Origin of the sequence: Flavobacterium gilvum, assembly GCF_001761465.1 — a bacterium.
In the GTDB taxonomy this organism is placed as follows: domain Bacteria; phylum Bacteroidota; class Bacteroidia; order Flavobacteriales; family Flavobacteriaceae; genus Flavobacterium; species Flavobacterium gilvum.
In genome coordinates, this window is the sequence record NZ_CP017479.1 from 2,795,911 (window position 1) to 2,812,803 (window position 16,893).

The following is a 16,893-nucleotide window of genomic DNA, read 5'->3' on the forward strand; positions in this document are numbered from 1 at the left end:
TTATTTGATTCCTAGTCGTTTTTTTAATTTTAAAAATAATAAAGCGATAGTGTAAGCATCTTCAGAAGGTGAATTTCTATAGGTTTTGGGTAGTTTAAAAATATCAGATAATTCATCAAGAGAAAATTGCTTGTCATTGATGTCTACAAGTTTTCGGTACATTACATCAATATCTAGTGCTTCATTTTTCAATCGACCGCAATCCAATCGGGCGAGAGCACTGTTGATCATGTCAACGTCAAAATCTACATGGTGACCAATTAAAACAGCATTTCCGATATATTCTATAAACAAACGAATAGCTTCTGGTTCACTTAATTTTTTCATTTTGCTTTCCAAAATAAATTCATTTGAAAGTCCGTTGTCATGAAAATATTTATACTGCAATAAAACAGATTCAAAGCTATCACCAATAAGTATTTTGTTGTCAACTATGGCGAAAGAGCCAATAGATAAAATAATGTCATGATCAGGATTTAGTCCTGAGGTTTCTGTAGTGAACACGACATATCTGTTTGATTTTTGTTCAAACTTAGAAAGGTAAGTTTTCCAGAAATCAGGATATTCTTTGTTGATATTTTTGAGCCAATCCAGCATTATTATGAAAATTGTGTTAGTTTAAAATTAGTTTTAATCAATTCTTCCAGTTCTTTCATTGGAGCCAAGGCATTTTTTAACTTTTCTTTATCCAGTTTGGTTAGTTCACTCATATTTATGTACTGACCTGAATTTTCATTTTTAAGGCCTTCGTTTACTCTGAATTTTGAAATGACCAAAAATGCTTCAGCGCAATTTATATATACGTCAGAATTTTTGGAATCAATTATAGCTAATTGTTTGAAACGTAGGTAGGTATTGTTTAATCCTTTTATTTTGAAATGCAAAGCAAACAATCTGGCCCCGTCTATTAAAGGCATTAAAGCTCTCGTTTTTATATCAAATTTATTCTTGTTTGGACCTTCTTCTTCTAACGCAAATTTTTTGAAAAAGGTAAGTGGCGAATTTTTTCTTAAAGCATCATTACCTAAAAAATCAAAAAATAAGGAGTTGTTTTCTAAGTCTTTTTGAATGACATTTTCAATAGCTTCAAATATCTTTTTTTCTCCAAAAACGAGATCCAAATCAAAGAAAATACTGCTAAGGTCATTGCTGTTTTCTCCTGGAGTATTCATCCAACTATCGTATTGTTTTACCCAGTCGGTCAGTGATTTACACCAAAGCATATTACTGGCCATATGCCCGTTTGGACATAATTCATAACCTACTTTTTCTAATGTTGCAGTTGTTCTTTTTCCCAACTTTAGAAAATAATCCCTTACGTCCCTGTATTTGTCGGGAGATACATCTTCAAATATTAATATGCTGTCTTGATCGGTCAATAATAGTTGTTCTTTTCTGCCTTGGCTTCCTATGCTTAACCATGCAAACCGTACAGGAGGAGAGCCCAAATCCAGAATAGACAATTCAACGGCACGTTTTAAAATAGCCGAATTTATTTCGCTTGCGATATTGTTAATATTAGATAGCGGAATATTTTTGTAAATAGAATTTTGGATTAATTCAGTCAATCGATCTCTAAGAAGTTTTAAGTCTTTGGGAGTCGATGATCTTTTGATTTCCTTGATTAAAACGCCTGGATTATTTGCTTGGGCAATAATTAGGTCATGTTCTGAAATTATTCCTTTTACAGGAGATTTATCCGTCCCGTCTGAAGTTACGCATAGATGAGTTACACTGTTTCTTAGCATCAAAAGCTGTGCTTCGGCCAAAGAAACATTTTCAATTACGGTTACTACAGGCGACGACATAATGGATTTAACAGCAACCGTTAACGGAAACAAACCAGTGGCTATTTTAGAACACAAATCGGTATGGGTAAGTATTCCGATAGGCAATTGATTATCACAAATCACTGCGCTTGTACTAAGATTTTCAGTCATTCGCAGGGCGATATCTTTGGCAGTGTCATTAATTGTTGCTATAAGTGGTTGTCTATTGTAGGAAAGCGACTGAAAATACTGCATTTCAGACTTTTGATCAATATAAACCATATTATCACTAACCAATTTACCTTTTAGATTTTCTTTGTCTTTTGGATTCCATGTATTGGTTGCAAAACTTTCCAAAAGAAAATTTAAAACATTCGGATTATTGGCAACAAATGGTCTGAAAGTAGCAATAGGAATCGCATAAACAATACTTTCTTCACGGGCTTTTGCCGTCATCATGTAATTGTTTTTGGCAAAAAAAGGTCTTAATCCCAATATATCACCTGCATGACATTTGTTTAAGAGCGTTTCTTCGGCATCTGCAATAACCGATAAATGAATTATACCAGATGCAACCACATAAAAACAATCATGTAGTTTGTCGTCTATTTGAAATAAAATTTCGTGTTTTTCGAGATTCAAAACTCGAATATTTGTTGCAATAGCCGATAGTTCCTGAAAAGTCAAGTTATCAAATGGCGGGTATTCTTTCAAAAAATCTGCTATATTTTCAGCAATTGTATTCATAGATTGTTAGTAAGGTAAGGCTTGTAAAAATAATAAAAATAGATTTTAAAAGTAGTTCTCCGAAAACTAATTTTAACTAATTACAAGATAGTTAAAATTTTCATAAAATACTAGTTCCTAGGAGAGTATTAAACGTAATTATTTAATTTTATTGCTATATAAACAAACAAACTATGAAAATTTTAAAAATCTCTTTACTAGTATTATTCTCGTTTTTTGCAATTTCATTTGTAAATGCTCAAGAAAAACCTAAAAGCCCGCCAGAAAAAGCCACAGGGACAATTAATGGTGCCACAATTCAGATTAATTATTGCAGTCCTTCTGTAAAAGGACGCAAAATTTGGGGTGAATTAGTGCCATTTGACAAAGTTTGGAGAGCTGGAGCCAACGAAGCTACTACATTTGAAACCGATAAAGATCTCACAATTGAAGGTTCTAAATTGCCCGCCGGAAAATATTCATTTTTTGTAATTCCGAATGAAAAGCAATGTATTCTTGTATTTAATAAAGAAGCCAAACAATGGGGCGCTTATAAATACAATGAAAAAGAAGATCAGTTGCGTGTAACTGTAAAACCAAAAGTTGCCAAAACGAGTGCTGAACAACTTGTTTACGTAATAAATGCCAAAGACGTTGTTTTAAGTTGGGACAATTGGGATATTGGTTTTAAAGTAAAATAATTTTTAAATGATATTCTATAAAAATCATCGTCATACTGGCGATGATTTTTTTTAACTAAATAAAAAGAAGGGTAGTGTTCATTTTTTTTTGAAAAAATAAATCTAGACAAATCCTGAGAAGAATTGCAATAAATTATTATGAATAGAGGGTTTTAAATAATTATATTTTACATAATATAAATTATAGTTCAAATTAAAATATTTGTGTTTTGCTCAAAAAAGAGCATGATTTGCTGAATATCCGTATTCTGGTAAAAAAAATATTCCACATTCCAAATCATTATATTTTCTTGTACTTGGCAAAAATTGCAAATGATTCAAAACGTATTTCAACTTTAAGGTGATCAAAATTCTCGTTGTTTTTATTGACAACAAATATTTTTAATTTATTGCATTCTCCAGCAGTATCAAAATCATTTTGATAACAGTTTAAGTTTGACTGATCGAAATTTCCTCAAATATTAATTTTCAACAAAGAATCATGGCTTTTTTATAAAAACGGATTTGCCATTTACCATCATATCAACTTGTCCTGAATTTTCATTAAAAGTCGTTCTGACATATTTTCCTTTAAAAAGAACAACTGCACCGTAAACTTTTCCATTTTTAGTTGATTCAAAACTAAATATCAGTCTTTTATTGTCTGGGCTTATGCTTACTTCATATTTGGAAAATTCCGTGCCTTTTATGGCAAATTCTTGTTTTGTATCAATAATATTTTCATCCACATAAAAATTGACAACTTTTTCGCTTAAGCTAATGTCAGGATAATATTCATTAACTTTTTTCAGCAATTCGTATTGTGCCGGACTTGCAGTCTCAATCTTAGAAGTGATATTTTGTGAAAATGCAACAATCGAAAACATAAGTGCTAGTATTAAAATGAACTTTTTCATAACGTTGATTTTTAAATTAGTAAAAGAAATACTTTATTTCTTAAGCAATTTACGGATATTTTTTATGAAATGAGTTTTAATTAATTCATTTTTAAGTATTTATATTTTGTTTGATTCTAATTAATCTAAGAATTCAATATTGCTTTATGCTCAAAATTATTATTTCGACGAAGGAGAAATCTAAACAAGTAGCTCCGCAATCATAAGTTCCAATCTTTATCGATTGAGTAAATGAGATTTCTCCTTCGTCGAAATGACAAAATTGGGTGTAGGTTGGTATGCGGAATGTATTATCTTATTTACAAATCCCCTTTCGTTCTTTTCTCCGGTCTTATAATCATGCGTAACGATTGATCTTTGGAGAAATAGGCAATCATCCAATGGTAAAAAGTATTGATTCGGTTGCGGTAGGTTATCAATGACATTAGGTGAACGAATAACCAAATCATCCAAGCCATAAAGCCTCTGAAATGCATTTTTGGGGTTGGTAAATCGACAACGGCTTTGTTTTTTCCAATGATGGCCATTGATCCTTTGTTTTTGTATTTGAAGGGTTTCAATGGTTTGTTTTGAACCATTCGTTTGAAATTTTCTGCCAGATTCACTCCTTGCTGAATGGCAACCTGAGCGACTTGCGGATGACCACCCGGGAAATTGGAATCGTTGAGTTGGATGCTTGTATCACCAATTGCGTAGATGTTTTCGGTAGCGTTTACTTTGTTGAATTCATTAGTTGCCATTCGTTTGCCACGACCATAACTTTCTGCCGGAATTCCTTCAAATTCTTTCGCCGAAACACCTGCAGCCCAAATCAAATTTTTGGTTTGAATGGTTTTTCCGTCACCTAAAAAAACAGTATCGTCTTTGAAATCGACCACTCGGGTGTGTAGTTTTACGATTACTCCAAGTTGTGTTACCGCTTTCAGTGTATCTTTTTGAGAATCCTCGCTCATAGGTGACAATAAGGCATCTCCTCCATCGATCAAATAAATATTGCTGGCGGAGGTCTGTAATTCAGGATATTCTTTGAGCAGAATATTTTTTCTCATTTCGGCAAACATTCCGGAAACTTCTACTCCCGTGGGCCCGCCACCAACGACTACGATGGTTAAATATTTTCTTCGTTCATGAATATCTTTGCAAATGGCTGCTTTTTCAAGATTTTTCAATAAGGCATTGCGCATTTCGATAGCATCGTTGAGCGTTTTCATCGGAATGGCCTTTTTCTTGACATTTTCCATTCCAAAATAACTCGTTTCGGCACCCGTAGCAAAAACTAAGTAGTCGTAATGTAATTCGCCGTTGTTGAGTATGATTTTATTTTCGGTTGGGATTACTTTTAGTAATTCGCCCAAACGAAACTTCAGATTTTTTTTTCCGGCAAAAAACTTCCGAAAAGGGTAACTAATACTTGAGGGTTCCAAAAAAGCAGTGGCGACCTGATAAATAAGCGGTGGAAAGAAATTGTAATTGTTTTTATCTACAAGAGTTACTTCAATTCCTTTTTGGTTGGCGAGATCTTTGGCTAAATTAATTCCGGCAAAACCTCCGCCTATGATTACGATATGCATGATTTGAGAGTTTTTTATTAGTACTTAGTAGTTAGTCTTTAATTCTTAGTAATTCTAGTCAGAATTAAATTCCATTTAAAACTAGAGACTAATAACTAGGGACTAAGGACTTAAGACTTCTCTCAAAAATACAATTTATATATTACTTCTTGAATTTTTTTACAGCCTTTTCGGTAATTTCAGTTTTGTTTTGCAACAAATAATTGGCCATTAATTTTTCAATCAATTCGTCTTTTGTGAGATGATGAAAAACGGTTTTAATTTTTGTTTTTAATTCGGAATCCAATTCGTGATTGGGTTTTGTTTTAAAGATTTGTTTTGCCCATAAAAGCATATTGTTTTCCTCAATACTCAGGGCTGATGGTTTTTTGTATTTGGTAAATTGAATTCCTAATTCTCGTTCAAAATCAGCAATTTCAACTTCTTCCTCGGGTTGTAAAACGGTTAATGAAAGTCCATTTGCCCCTGCCCTTGCGGTTCTTCCGCTACGATGTACATAAACTTCATAAACATCTGGTAGATGATAATTCACAACGTAAGAAATTTCTTTTACATCAATTCCCCTCGCCGCCAAATCGGTTGCGACCAAAATATTAATATGTCCTTCACGAAATTGCTCCATAATTCGGTCACGAATTCCTTGTGTCAAGCTTCCGTGTAAAGCTCCAGACGAAAATCGGTTAATCGCGAGATTTTTTGCCAGTTTATTTACGGCGGCTTTTGTTTTGCAAAAGATAATTCCGCGTTCACCTTCTTTAGTATTCAAGAAATGCATCAAAACATCCAGTTTTTCTATCGGTTCGACCACGATATAATTGTGATCAATACCTTGATTTCCTACTGTTTCCATGCTTGCGCTTACTTGAACAGCATTTTTGTTCAAGTAATTTTGAACCAATTGTTTAATCGTTCCGGGCAAAGTAGCCGAAAACAAAAAGGTTCTGTATATTTTGGGCAATTCGGTTATGATTTCATCTAAAGCTTCTTTTAGGATAGCCACCATTTCATCGGCTTCGTCGAGCACGAGGAATTTGGTTTCTTTTAGGCTGATAGCTTTACGTTGTAATAAATCGATTAAACGCCCCGGTGTTGCAACAACAATATGCGCGGGGGATTTTAATCGATCGATTTGTGGTTTAATTGGGGTTCCGCCGCAAACTGAAGCAATCGAAACTTCGGGAAGATATTTGGCAAAACTTTCCAGATTATTAAAAATTTGTTGTCCCAATTCTCTTGTAGGCACCAAAATTACGGCTTGCACAGCGTCAATTTTAGTGTCTGTTAATTGTAATAATGGTAATCCAAAAGCAGCGGTCTTTCCAGTTCCAGTTTTGGCAAGTCCAACAATATCGGTGTTGTTTGATAACAATAATGGAATTGTTTTTTGCTGAATTTCGGTTGGAGTTACAATTCCCATTTCGGTAATCGCTTTGAGTATTTCTTTTGAAACTCCTAAATCTGAGAATTGTTTTGACATGATTTTTGGTCTTTAAATTGTAAAATGCTGTTGATTGCAGAATGTTGTTTTAGCCCCGATAGAAGTGGAAATCCTTTTATGTTTTTCCTTTAAAAACATAAAAGATTGTAACGTATAGCGGGAAATAGCTCCTAAAAATTATTATTATTTTTCTAAAAATATACGGCAAAAGTTGCGATAAATAGTGACGCGATAAATAGAGACGCGATAAATCGCGTCTGTACTTTTAATCGGCTTCGTTCATTATTTTTTCCCGATATTTTTTTCCGATTAATAAAGTCAATTTTAGTTTATAATCGTCCAATAGCCATTCCCTGTAGTTTTTACTGCATTGGCTTAGGCATTTTGAAAAACGTTTTACGCGGTCTTCGATATCGGCTTCCAGTTCTTTTGAAAGGGCTTTGGCTTCCTGCAATTCTTCGGTATTGTCCACACACATGGCAGCATGTTGATCGATGGATTTATCCAAAACAACTTTGGATCTTAAGTTTTGCTTAATAGCCAGTTTGTGTTCTTCATCGACATCAAAAGTAACATCGGCAGTTTTGCTGAATTTGGCACGCAATTCTGCTGGCATTGTGTATTTGAAATGCATTTCTATTTCGCTGTCATCACGCAGGTTTTCCAGATAAAACTCGGGTGATTTGAAGATGTGCTGCCAGTTTACGGGATCGCTCCACAATCCAAAACGAGCGGCATTGTTTCCTAAATCGATAACCGCAAATTCATCTTTTCCAGGCAATTTTCTGGAACCACGACCAATCATTTGGAAATATAATGTCAGGGATTTTGTTGCCCTGTTCAAAATAATGGTTTCTACTGTTGGTTCATCAAAACCGGTTGTTAGGATTCCAACGGAGGTCAAGATAGCATCTGGTGTGTGCTTGAACCAATGCAAGATTTCTTTGCGTTCTTCGTTGCTGCTGGTGTTGTCTAAGTGGCGAATACCGTAGCCGGCTTCCCTGAACGTTTCGTAGACATACAGCGATGTGTTGATTCCGTTATTAAAAATCAAGGTTTTTTTGCCCAATGATTTTTCGGTGTAGGCATGCAATAATTTTTCCTGCATGGCCATATTTGTATATAAATCGTCTGAAGATTTTACGGTGTAATCTCCGTTGATACCAACTTTTAGAGAAGTCAGTCCAACATCATAACTATAGGTAATTGCTCTAGCCAAGAAACCGTTGTCTATCAATGAGGCAATAGTGTCACCCACGATTAGCTCATCATAGCTTTGGTGCATTGGCAATTTTATGTTTGAACTCAAAGGAGTTGCCGTTACCCCAAGTATAAAGGCATTTTTGAATGATTTTAATAATTTTCGAAATGAATTGTAATGCGCTTCATCGATGATTACCAAACCGATATTGTCCAAATGCAGTTTTTCGTCATTGATACGGTTTTTCAAAGTCTCAACCATGGCCACAAAGCACGAATAATCGTTTTGGTCTGGGAGTTCTTTTACCTTGCTGTTGATGATTTTGTTTTTTACATCAAACCCTTTTAGCATTTTCGAAGTTTGTTTGCACAACTCGATACGATGTGTAAGCACCACTACTTTTTTGTCGTGTTTTGACAAATAGCGACGAACAATTTCGGAAAAAATTACTGTTTTTCCCCCTCCAGTAGGCAATTGGTACAATAAATGATGTTGTGCTGAAGCATTGTCAATACGCTCAAAAATGGCGTCAATATCTCCTTGTTGATAGGCGTAAAGTTCTTTCCTGACTTCGGTTTCAATTTCTAAACTTTCTTGATGCATGCTGATTTTTGGATTTTTGCAAAAATACACCTAAAAAAGAGTTATTCGGGTAATTTTTTTCAAAAAAGATTAAATACATTAAGAGCAAATCTGTTTTTAGTCTTCCAAAAGCTCAATAGTTGCACTGAAATCACTGATATTCATCCATTTTTGGTCAGAAGCTTCTTTATAAATGTTAAGTAATCGATTTTTGAATTCGCTTATAATTCCGTTTGAAATGATGAAATTCATAGCTTGTTCAAAAGAATTAAACATACTTTTATAGAATAATTCCTGTTTTACGAGATTCTCGGACGAAAAAGTCTGGGCTATTTCGATATTATACAGCATCACATCGGAAATTACGAACGGATCTACACCCAAAAGAATAAAATGCTTGATGTATTTTTGGGCAACCGATCGTCTCATTTTTGGTTTTTTTCGCTTGCCTTTGGTTTGTACTGGAAAATATTCTTGTGAAATTTTGAGTTTACATTCCTGTAATAAGGTTTCCTCTTTTGGGTTGAATACAAAATTATAATAGACTTTTACCGGACTGAATTTTTCATACAATTCAAGAACCTGTTCTTCTAATTGTTCTTTTGTGAGTTCGTTCAAATATTTTTTTAAATCACGCTTGCTCATACTCAAAGTTTAAGACTACAAAAGTAATTTACTTTGTGATTGCATACAGCAATAATGGATGATATTACTTAATTTTGCGGCTCAATAATTGAAAAACAACTACAAATGCTTAAAATTTTTAAAATTACTGCCATTTTGGAGGGGATCTCTTTTTTGGTTTTAATGATTAATATGTTGGTTATAAAAACGAATAACCCAGAACTTTATCATACAATAGTACGTCCGTTTGGAATTGGACATGGTGTATTATTTATTGGATATGTTTTATTGGCTATTTTTCTGAAGAATGCTCAAAATTGGAATTTTAAAGTTTTTGGAATTATTTTGGGAGCTTCTTTGGTGCCGTTCGGAACTTTTTATATAGAAAAAAAATATTTGAAAGAAGCGGTTTAATTTGTAGTTTTTTAAATTTCTAACCGCAAGGTTCACAAAGAATTGCGCTAAGTTCGCAAAGCTTTGTCTGCCTTGCGCTTACTTTGCATCTTTGCAGTTAATTTCATCAGATATATTAAAATGGACAAACTCATTCATACTATTTTTAGCTTTCTCTATCCTATTTTTAGGGATTGGGGAATGAGCAGATCGTTATCGACTTATGTGAGTTTGTTTTTCAATACCATTTTGCTCTGCTTTTTGGTTTATGTGCTTTACACAGTTTCCCGATTTATTCTGGTAACAATCATGGCTCTTGTTGCCCAACGGACAAAAACTAAATTTGATGATTTGCTGGTGAGTAATAAAACCGCAAAGTATATCTCTTATCTGGTTCCGTTGTTTTTTGTATATAAGGCGGTTCCTGTAATTTTGGATAAGTTCGAATATTGGGAAAGCCTTTTTGGAAAAACTGTTGCGACTTATATTGTTTTGCTCATTTTATGGATTATCAGAACCGTTTTTAATTCGCTTCGCGATTATTTAAAATTGATTCCGAGGTATAGTGACAAACCTATCGATAGTTTCATACAGGTTATCATGATTGTCCTATGGATGTTTGGGATTACGGTGATTATTTCAAAGCTGTTTGATATTGACAAAACAGAATTATTGACTATTTTGGGAGCTGTTTCGGCAGTGATCATCTTAGTTTTTAGGGATACTATTTTGGGTTTTGTGGCGAGTGTACAGGTTGCGATTAACGATATGGTACGTATTGGCGACTGGATTACTATGGATCGTTACGGTGCCGATGGTGATGTTATCGAAATTAATTTGGCTACGGTAAAAGTTCGGAATTTTGATAATACGACCACTACGATTCCAACCTATAGTTTAAGTTCTGATTCTTTTCAGAACTGGAGAGGAATGCTTAATTCTGATGGAAGACGAATAAAACGTCATATTATCATTAAAGCGGATAGTATCCGGTTTTTGAAAGATGATGAACTCGCTGATTTGAAGAAGATTGAACTTATAAGCGCCTATATCGATACAAGAAAAACTGAAATTGATAATTATAACCGCAGTCATAAAATCGATAAAAGCCTGCCAATAAACGGTAGAAATTTAACTAATTTGGGTTTGTTTCGAAAATACATTATCCAATACCTTCATCAATATCCTGGGCTGAACAGAGACATGACGATGGTTTGCAGGCAACTACAGTCCACACCTTATGGTGTTCCTCTTGAAATTTATACTTTTTCAAAAGACAAACGTTTTGAGAATTACGAGTACATTATGGCCGATATTTTTGACCATATTATTGCTTCTGTCCCATATTTTGATTTGGAAATTTTTGCAATGCCTTCGGAAAATGTAGTGAAGGGTTAGAGCGATTAGTCTTTAGTTATCAGTAGATTGATTGAACAATATTTCTTAGCACTCGATTGAAAAACTTTTTAAGAGAAAGAATAATAAAGTAAAAACGGGAATCGCACTTAATATCAAATACCCAATTTTGACTTTCCATTCAATTTTGGTTACAATGAGAAAAAACAAATTTGCAATTGAAAAAGAAATCAAGATTAATTCAATCAGAATTCCTAAATAAGAAAAAAAAATTGAACCTGTTCCTACAAATAAGAACAGCAATGAAACGATGAATGAGACAATGATGATTTTTGAATTTTTCTTTAAGCGTTCAAACTGCATTGAATTTAGATTTTAGTTTCTAGATTTAAAAGCAAATTATTTTGAAAAAAACAATAAAATTTGATTGTAGCTAATATTCTTAGAATCTTAGCATCTCAGAATCTTAACCTCTTAACAACTTTTTTTCACCCCAACCTATCTTTCACAAACTCAATTTCGGTTTTTCCATGGGCTTTTGGTTTTCCGTTTTCTCCCAAATTTACCATGACAGTTTCGTCAATTGTGATAATTGTTTCGCGGGTCATCATATTTCGCGCTTCGCATTTTAAGGTCAATGAAGTATGTCCAAATTTGACAACATCGATTCCTATTTCAACGATATCACCTTGTCTGGCTGAACTTCTGAAATTGATTTCCGACATATGTTTGGTTACAATCCTTGGGTTTTCTAATTGTACAATGGAATACAGGGCCAATTCTTCGTCTAGCCAAGCTAATAATTTACCTCCAAACAATGACCCATTTGGATTTAAGTCTTCGGGTTTTACCCATTTTCTGGTATGAAATCGCATGCTATTTTTGATTTAATATTGCTAAAATAATACATTATTAACAGTAATTTTTATATTTTTAAAGAAAAAAAGATGGAACAGAGAGACAAATTAATCAAGGAACTTCGCGGAGAATCATTGGGCGAATCAAATATTCAGTCATTATCTGATGAGTTGTTTCAAAATGAGGTCATTAGGCCAATTTTAAAGTTGCAAAACGATTTGTTTATTGCTTCTTTCCAAAATTACATCAGTAAATACAAAAGGGATTTTTATACAAAATCGGTGGAAAATAAATTGGCTATTATCGAGAATGCAATCCAAAAAGACATCAAGTTCCGAAATGCTTTAAAAGGGATGATTATTGCCTTATTTACTACAGATGAATACTCGATTTATATCCAAAATTCCTCCAACCTGAACAAAAGAATGATGAATTTGCTTATTGAAAGACTCAAAAATCAGGTTCAATTGTTTGATGCACCTTGATTCAGATTAACTACAAAAAAGCCTCTCAAATTTAAATTTTTGAGAGGCTTTTTTGCAGTGAAAGATTAAAATTTAAATTTTCTTGCTTATAACATAAAAATCCTTGTTCACTTCAACTTTTTCAATTTTTGAGTCGTTGGTAAACTCAGTCCAATCCGCTTTTGGTTTCAAGGTAGTTACTTTTCCGTTTAGCGCAACTTTTATAGGCATCTCAAAACCAGAAACGGTATTTGTCCAACGGTATTTCAAAGTGTTGTCTAGAATTGTGTATTCTAATATCGGAATTCGAATGTCCCTTAAATATTGATTAAAAAACGGATTCAAATCCATACCAACTTGTTGACTCAAATAATCTTCAATTTGTTTCGTCGTTACCGTTTGATGATAAAAAGTGCTGTTTAGTCCGCGCAGGATATTCCTCCATTTTTCATCGTCGTTAACCAATTGTCGCAATGTGTTGAGCATGTTTGCGCCTTTGTAATACATATCGCCAGAGCCTTCATTGTTTACATCATAATAGCCAATGATAGGTTTGTCATTCTGAATGTTTTTTCGAATTCCGCGAACATATTCAAGACCAGCTTCTTTTCCATAATAATATTCTAAAAATAAGCTTTCAGAATAACAAGTAAAACTTTCGTGAATCCACATGTCGGCAATGTCTTTGTAGGTAATATTGTTGGCAAACCATTCGTGTCCAGACTCATGTATGATAATAAAGTCAAATTTCAGTCCCCATCCTGTTCCGCTCAAATCGCGACCGAGGTAACCGTTTTGATAACCGTTTCCATAGGTTACGCAACTTTGGTGTTCCATACCCAAATAAGGAGTTTCGACTAATTTATAACTGTCTTCATAAAAAGGATAAGGTCCAAACCAATGTTCGAACGCTTTTAACATTTTTGGAACCTGTTTGAATTGTTCTTTGGCTTTTGCCAAATTGTCTTTCAAAACATAATACTTGCAATCCAAATCGCCTTTTTCGCCTTTGTATTTCTCCGAAAAGGTAACGTAATCACCAATGTTGATATTCACGCCATAATTGTTGATTGGATTTTTTACTGCCCAGGTATAGGTTTTGGTTCCGTCTTTCAGCTCTTTTACATTTTGAAGACGACCATTGGAAACATCAATTAATTTTCTAGGAACATTCACGCTGATTTTCATTCCGTCAACTTCATCATACATATGGTCTTTGTTGGGCCACCAAACACTTGCCCCCAAACCTTGGCAAGATGAAGCTATGAAATCATTTCCGTTTTTGTCTTTTTTCCAGGTAATTCCTCCGTCCCATGGTGGTCTTACTGCAATTTTTGGTTTACCGTGATAAAATATTTTAATCTCTTTTGTTGTGCCTGTTTTCTGTTCAGAATCCAATGTTATATAAAAAACATTGCCTTCCCTATTGAATTTCAATGCAACTCCATCTTGTGTAACCTTGATTATTTCCATCGGTTTTTGCAAGTCTATCTGCATTGTTTTATAGGGTTGCAAGACTTTATATTGAATAGTGTTTGATCCGGTAATGGTGCTGTCTGCAGGATTAACTTTTATGCTAAGGTCATATTGTTTTAGATCCCACCAAGAACGCTCTTTGGTTATACTTCCTCTTAGAGAATCTTGTCTTGTAAAATGAGCATCCGATTTATTCAGAAGTCCTTGTGCCTGAATTCCATTGAAAGTTAGGAATGAAAACAATAAAAGATTGAGCTGTTTTTTCATGGATTTGGTAATTTTTTATCAAAACTACATACTTTTTTTTAGTTTTTGCTAATAATAATATGGTAAAAGATAAAGTGTACCAAGGTTGTTTTAGCCACAGATTAAAAAGATTTTCACAGATTAAAACTTGGGTATTCAATAAATCTGTGTGAATCTTTTTAATCTGTGGCAAATTTTATGCGTTTGCTAGTAGCGCCGAACTGTCATAAATAAAAAGAAACCCAAAAGTAAAGTGTTTTACTAATGGGTTTCTTTTACATAAAAAATATGTTTTTTATTTCTGTCTCGCTTTCAAAACATTCACAACATCATTCAATTGAAATCCTTTTGCCTGCAATAAAATGAGGTAATGAAAAAGCAAATCGGCACTTTCGTCAAGGAATAAATGGTCGTTGTTATCTTTGGCTTCAATTACCACTTCTACCGCTTCTTCTCCTACTTTTTGAGCAATTTTATTGATTCCTTTTTCAAATAAAGAAGCTACATAACTCTTCTCAGAATCGGCGTTTTCTCTACGGGTTTTGATCGTTTTTTCTAAGTTTGAAATAAAACCAAATTCCTGAATATTAGGTTCTTGCCAACAAGTATCTGCGCCTGTATGACAAGTAGGCCCTTCTGGTTTTGCCTGAATTAAAAGTGTATCTCCGTCGCAGTCGTTTTTGATAGAAACCAAATGTAAAAAGTTACCACTCTCCTCGCCTTTTGTCCAAAGTCTTTGTTTGGAACGACTGAAGAAAGTCACTTTTTTTGTTTCTAAAGTTTTTTGAAGCGATTCTTCATTCATATATCCCAACATCAGGACATTTTTGGTCTCTGAATCCTGAATAATTGTGGGAATTAATCCGTGTGCACTTTTGATATCTATGTTCATTTTTATAATTTAATGATGGAAAAATTAAAAGATTGAAAGATTTAATAATTGAAAATTATCGTTTAAAACTTTCTTGACTCTTTGTTCTATACTCTATATTCTTACTTCTATGTTGTTATTTTTTAATTCTTTTTTTAATGTTTTAATTTCGATTTCCTTAAAATGAAAAACACTTGCTGCCAATGCGGCATCCGCTTTTCCATCAATAAAAGTATCAGTAAAATGCTGAATGTTTCCGGCACCTCCCGAAGCAATTATCGGAATATTGACAATTTGGGATAATTTTGCCAAAGCTTCATTAGCAAAACCATTTTTGGTTCCGTCGTGATCCATCGAGGTAAAAAGGATTTCTCCTGCGCCTCTTTCTTCGACTTCTTTTGCCCAATCAAACAATTTGATATCGGTTGGTACTTTTCCACCTACCAAATGCACAATCCATTCGCCGTCTATTTGTTTGGCATCGATTGCGACTACCACGCATTGACTTCCAAATTTTTGTGCCAAATCATTAATCAACTGCGGATTTTTTACCGCCGATGAATTGATGGAAACTTTGTCGGCGCCATTTTGCAATAACACTTCGACATCGCTCACAGCAGAAATTCCGCCACCTACCGTAAACGGAATATTAATCGTTGCGGCTACTTTTCGAACCAAATCGACTAATGTTCGTCTTCTTTCCTCAGTTGCCGAAATGTCTAGAAAAACCAATTCGTCAGCTCCTTCATCCGAATAGATTTTGGCCAATTCCACAGGATCGCCGGCATCACGCAAATCTACAAAATTAACGCCTTTTACCGTTCTTCCGTTTTTGATATCCAAACAGGGGATTATTCTTTTTGTTAACATTCTTTTTAATGTGTCAATTTGAGAATTAGTCAATTAGATAATTATTTAAAACAAAACAAAAATTATCTAATTTTCAAATTATCTCATTATCTAATTATAAATCCTTCTAATTGTTTCAACGAAATTCTGCCTTCGTAAATGGCCTTTCCGATGATTGTTCCTTCACAACCCAATTCAGCTAATTTAGGTAATTCATCAAATGTTGAAATTCCGCCAGAGGCTATTAATTTTATTTCTTCGGCTTCGGTCAAAATCTTCGCATACAAATCAAAACTTGGTCCTTCAAGCATTCCGTCTTTGGCAATATCCGTACAAATTACATACTGAATACCTTTATTTTGATAATCTTGAATAAACGGAACCAAATCTTCATTTGAGTCTTCTAACCAACCCGAAACAGCAACTTTTTCATTGTTGGCATCGGCACCCAAAATAATTTTATCAGAACCATATTCTGCAATCCATTTTTCAAAAATGTCTCGGTTTTTTACGGCAATACTTCCACCTGTGATTTGGTTTGCACCAGATTCAAAAGCAATTTTTAAGTCGGAATCCGCTTTTAAACCACCACCAAAATCAATTTTCAATTTGGTTTGTGTGGCGATTTGTTCCAATATTTTATAATTGACAATTTTGCTCGATTTTGCGCCATCCAAATCAACCAAATGCAAATACTCAATTCCGTGTGCTTCGAATGATTTGGCCACTTCAAGCGGATTTTTATTGTATATGATTTTGGTATTGTAATCGCCTTTAGATAAACGAACACATTTTCCTTCTATAATGTCTATTGCGGGTATTATTCTCATCGAGATTTTAGATTTTTGATTAACGATTTCTTATTTCAGATT

Annotated in this window: 16 protein-coding genes; 4 read left to right on the top strand and 12 right to left on the bottom strand. The window is 34.0% G+C overall.

Annotated elements, in window-relative coordinates:
* Both EM308_RS11695 and EM308_RS11700 read right to left on the bottom strand, forming a co-directional pair.
* The gene (locus EM308_RS11695) at window positions 1–597 is read right to left on the bottom strand and encodes a 3'-5' exonuclease (RefSeq protein WP_070261843.1); all 597 of its coding nucleotides are present in this window, start codon (window positions 595–597) and stop codon (window positions 1–3) included.
* Window positions 598–599: 2 nt separating this feature from the next.
* Window positions 600–2,516, bottom strand: coding sequence for a DUF294 nucleotidyltransferase-like domain-containing protein (locus EM308_RS11700; protein WP_035635163.1), 1,917 nt, complete (start codon window positions 2,514–2,516; stop codon window positions 600–602).
* Between the two features lie 173 nt (window positions 2,517–2,689).
* Between EM308_RS11700 and EM308_RS11705 the strand changes: the two genes are divergently transcribed.
* Entirely contained in the window at window positions 2,690–3,196 is a 507-nt protein-coding gene (locus tag EM308_RS11705; RefSeq protein ID WP_035635165.1) for a DUF2911 domain-containing protein, read from the top strand.
* 479 nt (window positions 3,197–3,675) lie between these two features.
* Here EM308_RS11705 and EM308_RS11710 read toward each other — a convergent pair whose 3' ends face one another.
* From EM308_RS11710 to EM308_RS11730, 5 genes are all read right to left on the bottom strand, one after another.
* Window positions 3,676–4,092 carry a hypothetical protein gene (locus EM308_RS11710; RefSeq protein ID WP_035635167.1) on the bottom strand — a complete coding sequence of 139 codons (417 nt, stop codon included), beginning with the start codon at window positions 4,090–4,092 and terminating at the stop codon, window positions 3,676–3,678.
* Window positions 4,093–4,391: 299 nt separating this feature from the next.
* Window positions 4,392–5,663, bottom strand: a complete 1,272-nt coding sequence (locus EM308_RS11715; RefSeq protein WP_035635170.1) for an NAD(P)/FAD-dependent oxidoreductase — start codon at window positions 5,661–5,663, stop codon at window positions 4,392–4,394.
* Window positions 5,664–5,805: 142 nt separating this feature from the next.
* The gene (locus tag EM308_RS11720) at window positions 5,806–7,140 is read right to left on the bottom strand and encodes a DEAD/DEAH box helicase (protein ID WP_035635171.1); all 1,335 of its coding nucleotides are present in this window, start codon (window positions 7,138–7,140) and stop codon (window positions 5,806–5,808) included.
* A gap of 226 nt (window positions 7,141–7,366) precedes the next feature.
* Window positions 7,367–8,905, bottom strand: coding sequence for a DEAD/DEAH box helicase (locus EM308_RS11725; protein ID WP_035635173.1), 1,539 nt, complete (start codon window positions 8,903–8,905; stop codon window positions 7,367–7,369).
* Window positions 8,906–9,001: 96 nt separating this feature from the next.
* Window positions 9,002–9,529 carry a DUF6155 family protein gene (locus EM308_RS11730; RefSeq protein WP_035635174.1) on the bottom strand — a complete coding sequence of 176 codons (528 nt, stop codon included), beginning with the start codon at window positions 9,527–9,529 and terminating at the stop codon, window positions 9,002–9,004.
* A gap of 105 nt (window positions 9,530–9,634) precedes the next feature.
* On the opposite strand from EM308_RS11730, the gene EM308_RS11735 reads away from it, so the two are divergent.
* Both EM308_RS11735 and EM308_RS11740 read left to right on the top strand, forming a co-directional pair.
* On the top strand, window positions 9,635–9,922 hold the full coding sequence (locus tag EM308_RS11735) for a DUF3817 domain-containing protein (protein ID WP_035635176.1): 288 nt from the start codon (window positions 9,635–9,637) through the stop codon (window positions 9,920–9,922).
* Between the two features lie 120 nt (window positions 9,923–10,042).
* Window positions 10,043–11,299: a mechanosensitive ion channel family protein gene (locus tag EM308_RS11740; RefSeq protein WP_035635179.1), complete on the top strand. Its 1,257-nt coding sequence runs from the start codon at window positions 10,043–10,045 to the stop codon at window positions 11,297–11,299.
* 446 nt (window positions 11,300–11,745) lie between these two features.
* Here the strand turns inward: EM308_RS11740 and EM308_RS11750 are convergent, their stop codons facing one another.
* A complete protein-coding gene (locus EM308_RS11750) occupies window positions 11,746–12,132 on the bottom strand; it encodes an acyl-CoA thioesterase (protein WP_035635183.1) in 387 nt (128 codons plus the stop codon).
* Between the two features lie 72 nt (window positions 12,133–12,204).
* On the opposite strand from EM308_RS11750, the gene EM308_RS11755 reads away from it, so the two are divergent.
* Window positions 12,205–12,600, top strand: a complete 396-nt coding sequence (locus tag EM308_RS11755) for a hypothetical protein (RefSeq protein ID WP_035635186.1) — start codon at window positions 12,205–12,207, stop codon at window positions 12,598–12,600.
* 72 nt (window positions 12,601–12,672) lie between these two features.
* Here EM308_RS11755 and EM308_RS11760 read toward each other — a convergent pair whose 3' ends face one another.
* The 4 genes from EM308_RS11760 to hisA all read right to left on the bottom strand — a co-directional run bounded on the left by EM308_RS11760 (window position 12,673) and on the right by hisA (window position 16,851).
* Window positions 12,673–14,322 (bottom strand): M1 family metallopeptidase, encoded by a 1,650-nt coding sequence (locus EM308_RS11760; protein WP_035635188.1) that lies wholly within the window; start codon window positions 14,320–14,322, stop codon window positions 12,673–12,675.
* Between the two features lie 274 nt (window positions 14,323–14,596).
* Window positions 14,597–15,193, bottom strand: a complete 597-nt coding sequence (hisIE, locus tag EM308_RS11765; RefSeq protein WP_035635191.1) for a bifunctional phosphoribosyl-AMP cyclohydrolase/phosphoribosyl-ATP diphosphatase HisIE — start codon at window positions 15,191–15,193, stop codon at window positions 14,597–14,599.
* A 93-nt stretch (window positions 15,194–15,286) separates the two neighbouring features.
* On the bottom strand, window positions 15,287–16,042 hold the full coding sequence (gene hisF, locus EM308_RS11770; RefSeq protein WP_035635231.1) for an imidazole glycerol phosphate synthase subunit HisF: 756 nt from the start codon (window positions 16,040–16,042) through the stop codon (window positions 15,287–15,289).
* Between the two features lie 86 nt (window positions 16,043–16,128).
* Complete coding sequence (gene hisA / locus EM308_RS11775) at window positions 16,129–16,851, bottom strand: 1-(5-phosphoribosyl)-5-[(5-phosphoribosylamino)methylideneamino]imidazole-4-carboxamide isomerase (protein WP_035635193.1); 723 nt, start codon at window positions 16,849–16,851, stop codon at window positions 16,129–16,131.
* Window positions 16,852–16,893 lie beyond the last annotated feature (42 nt).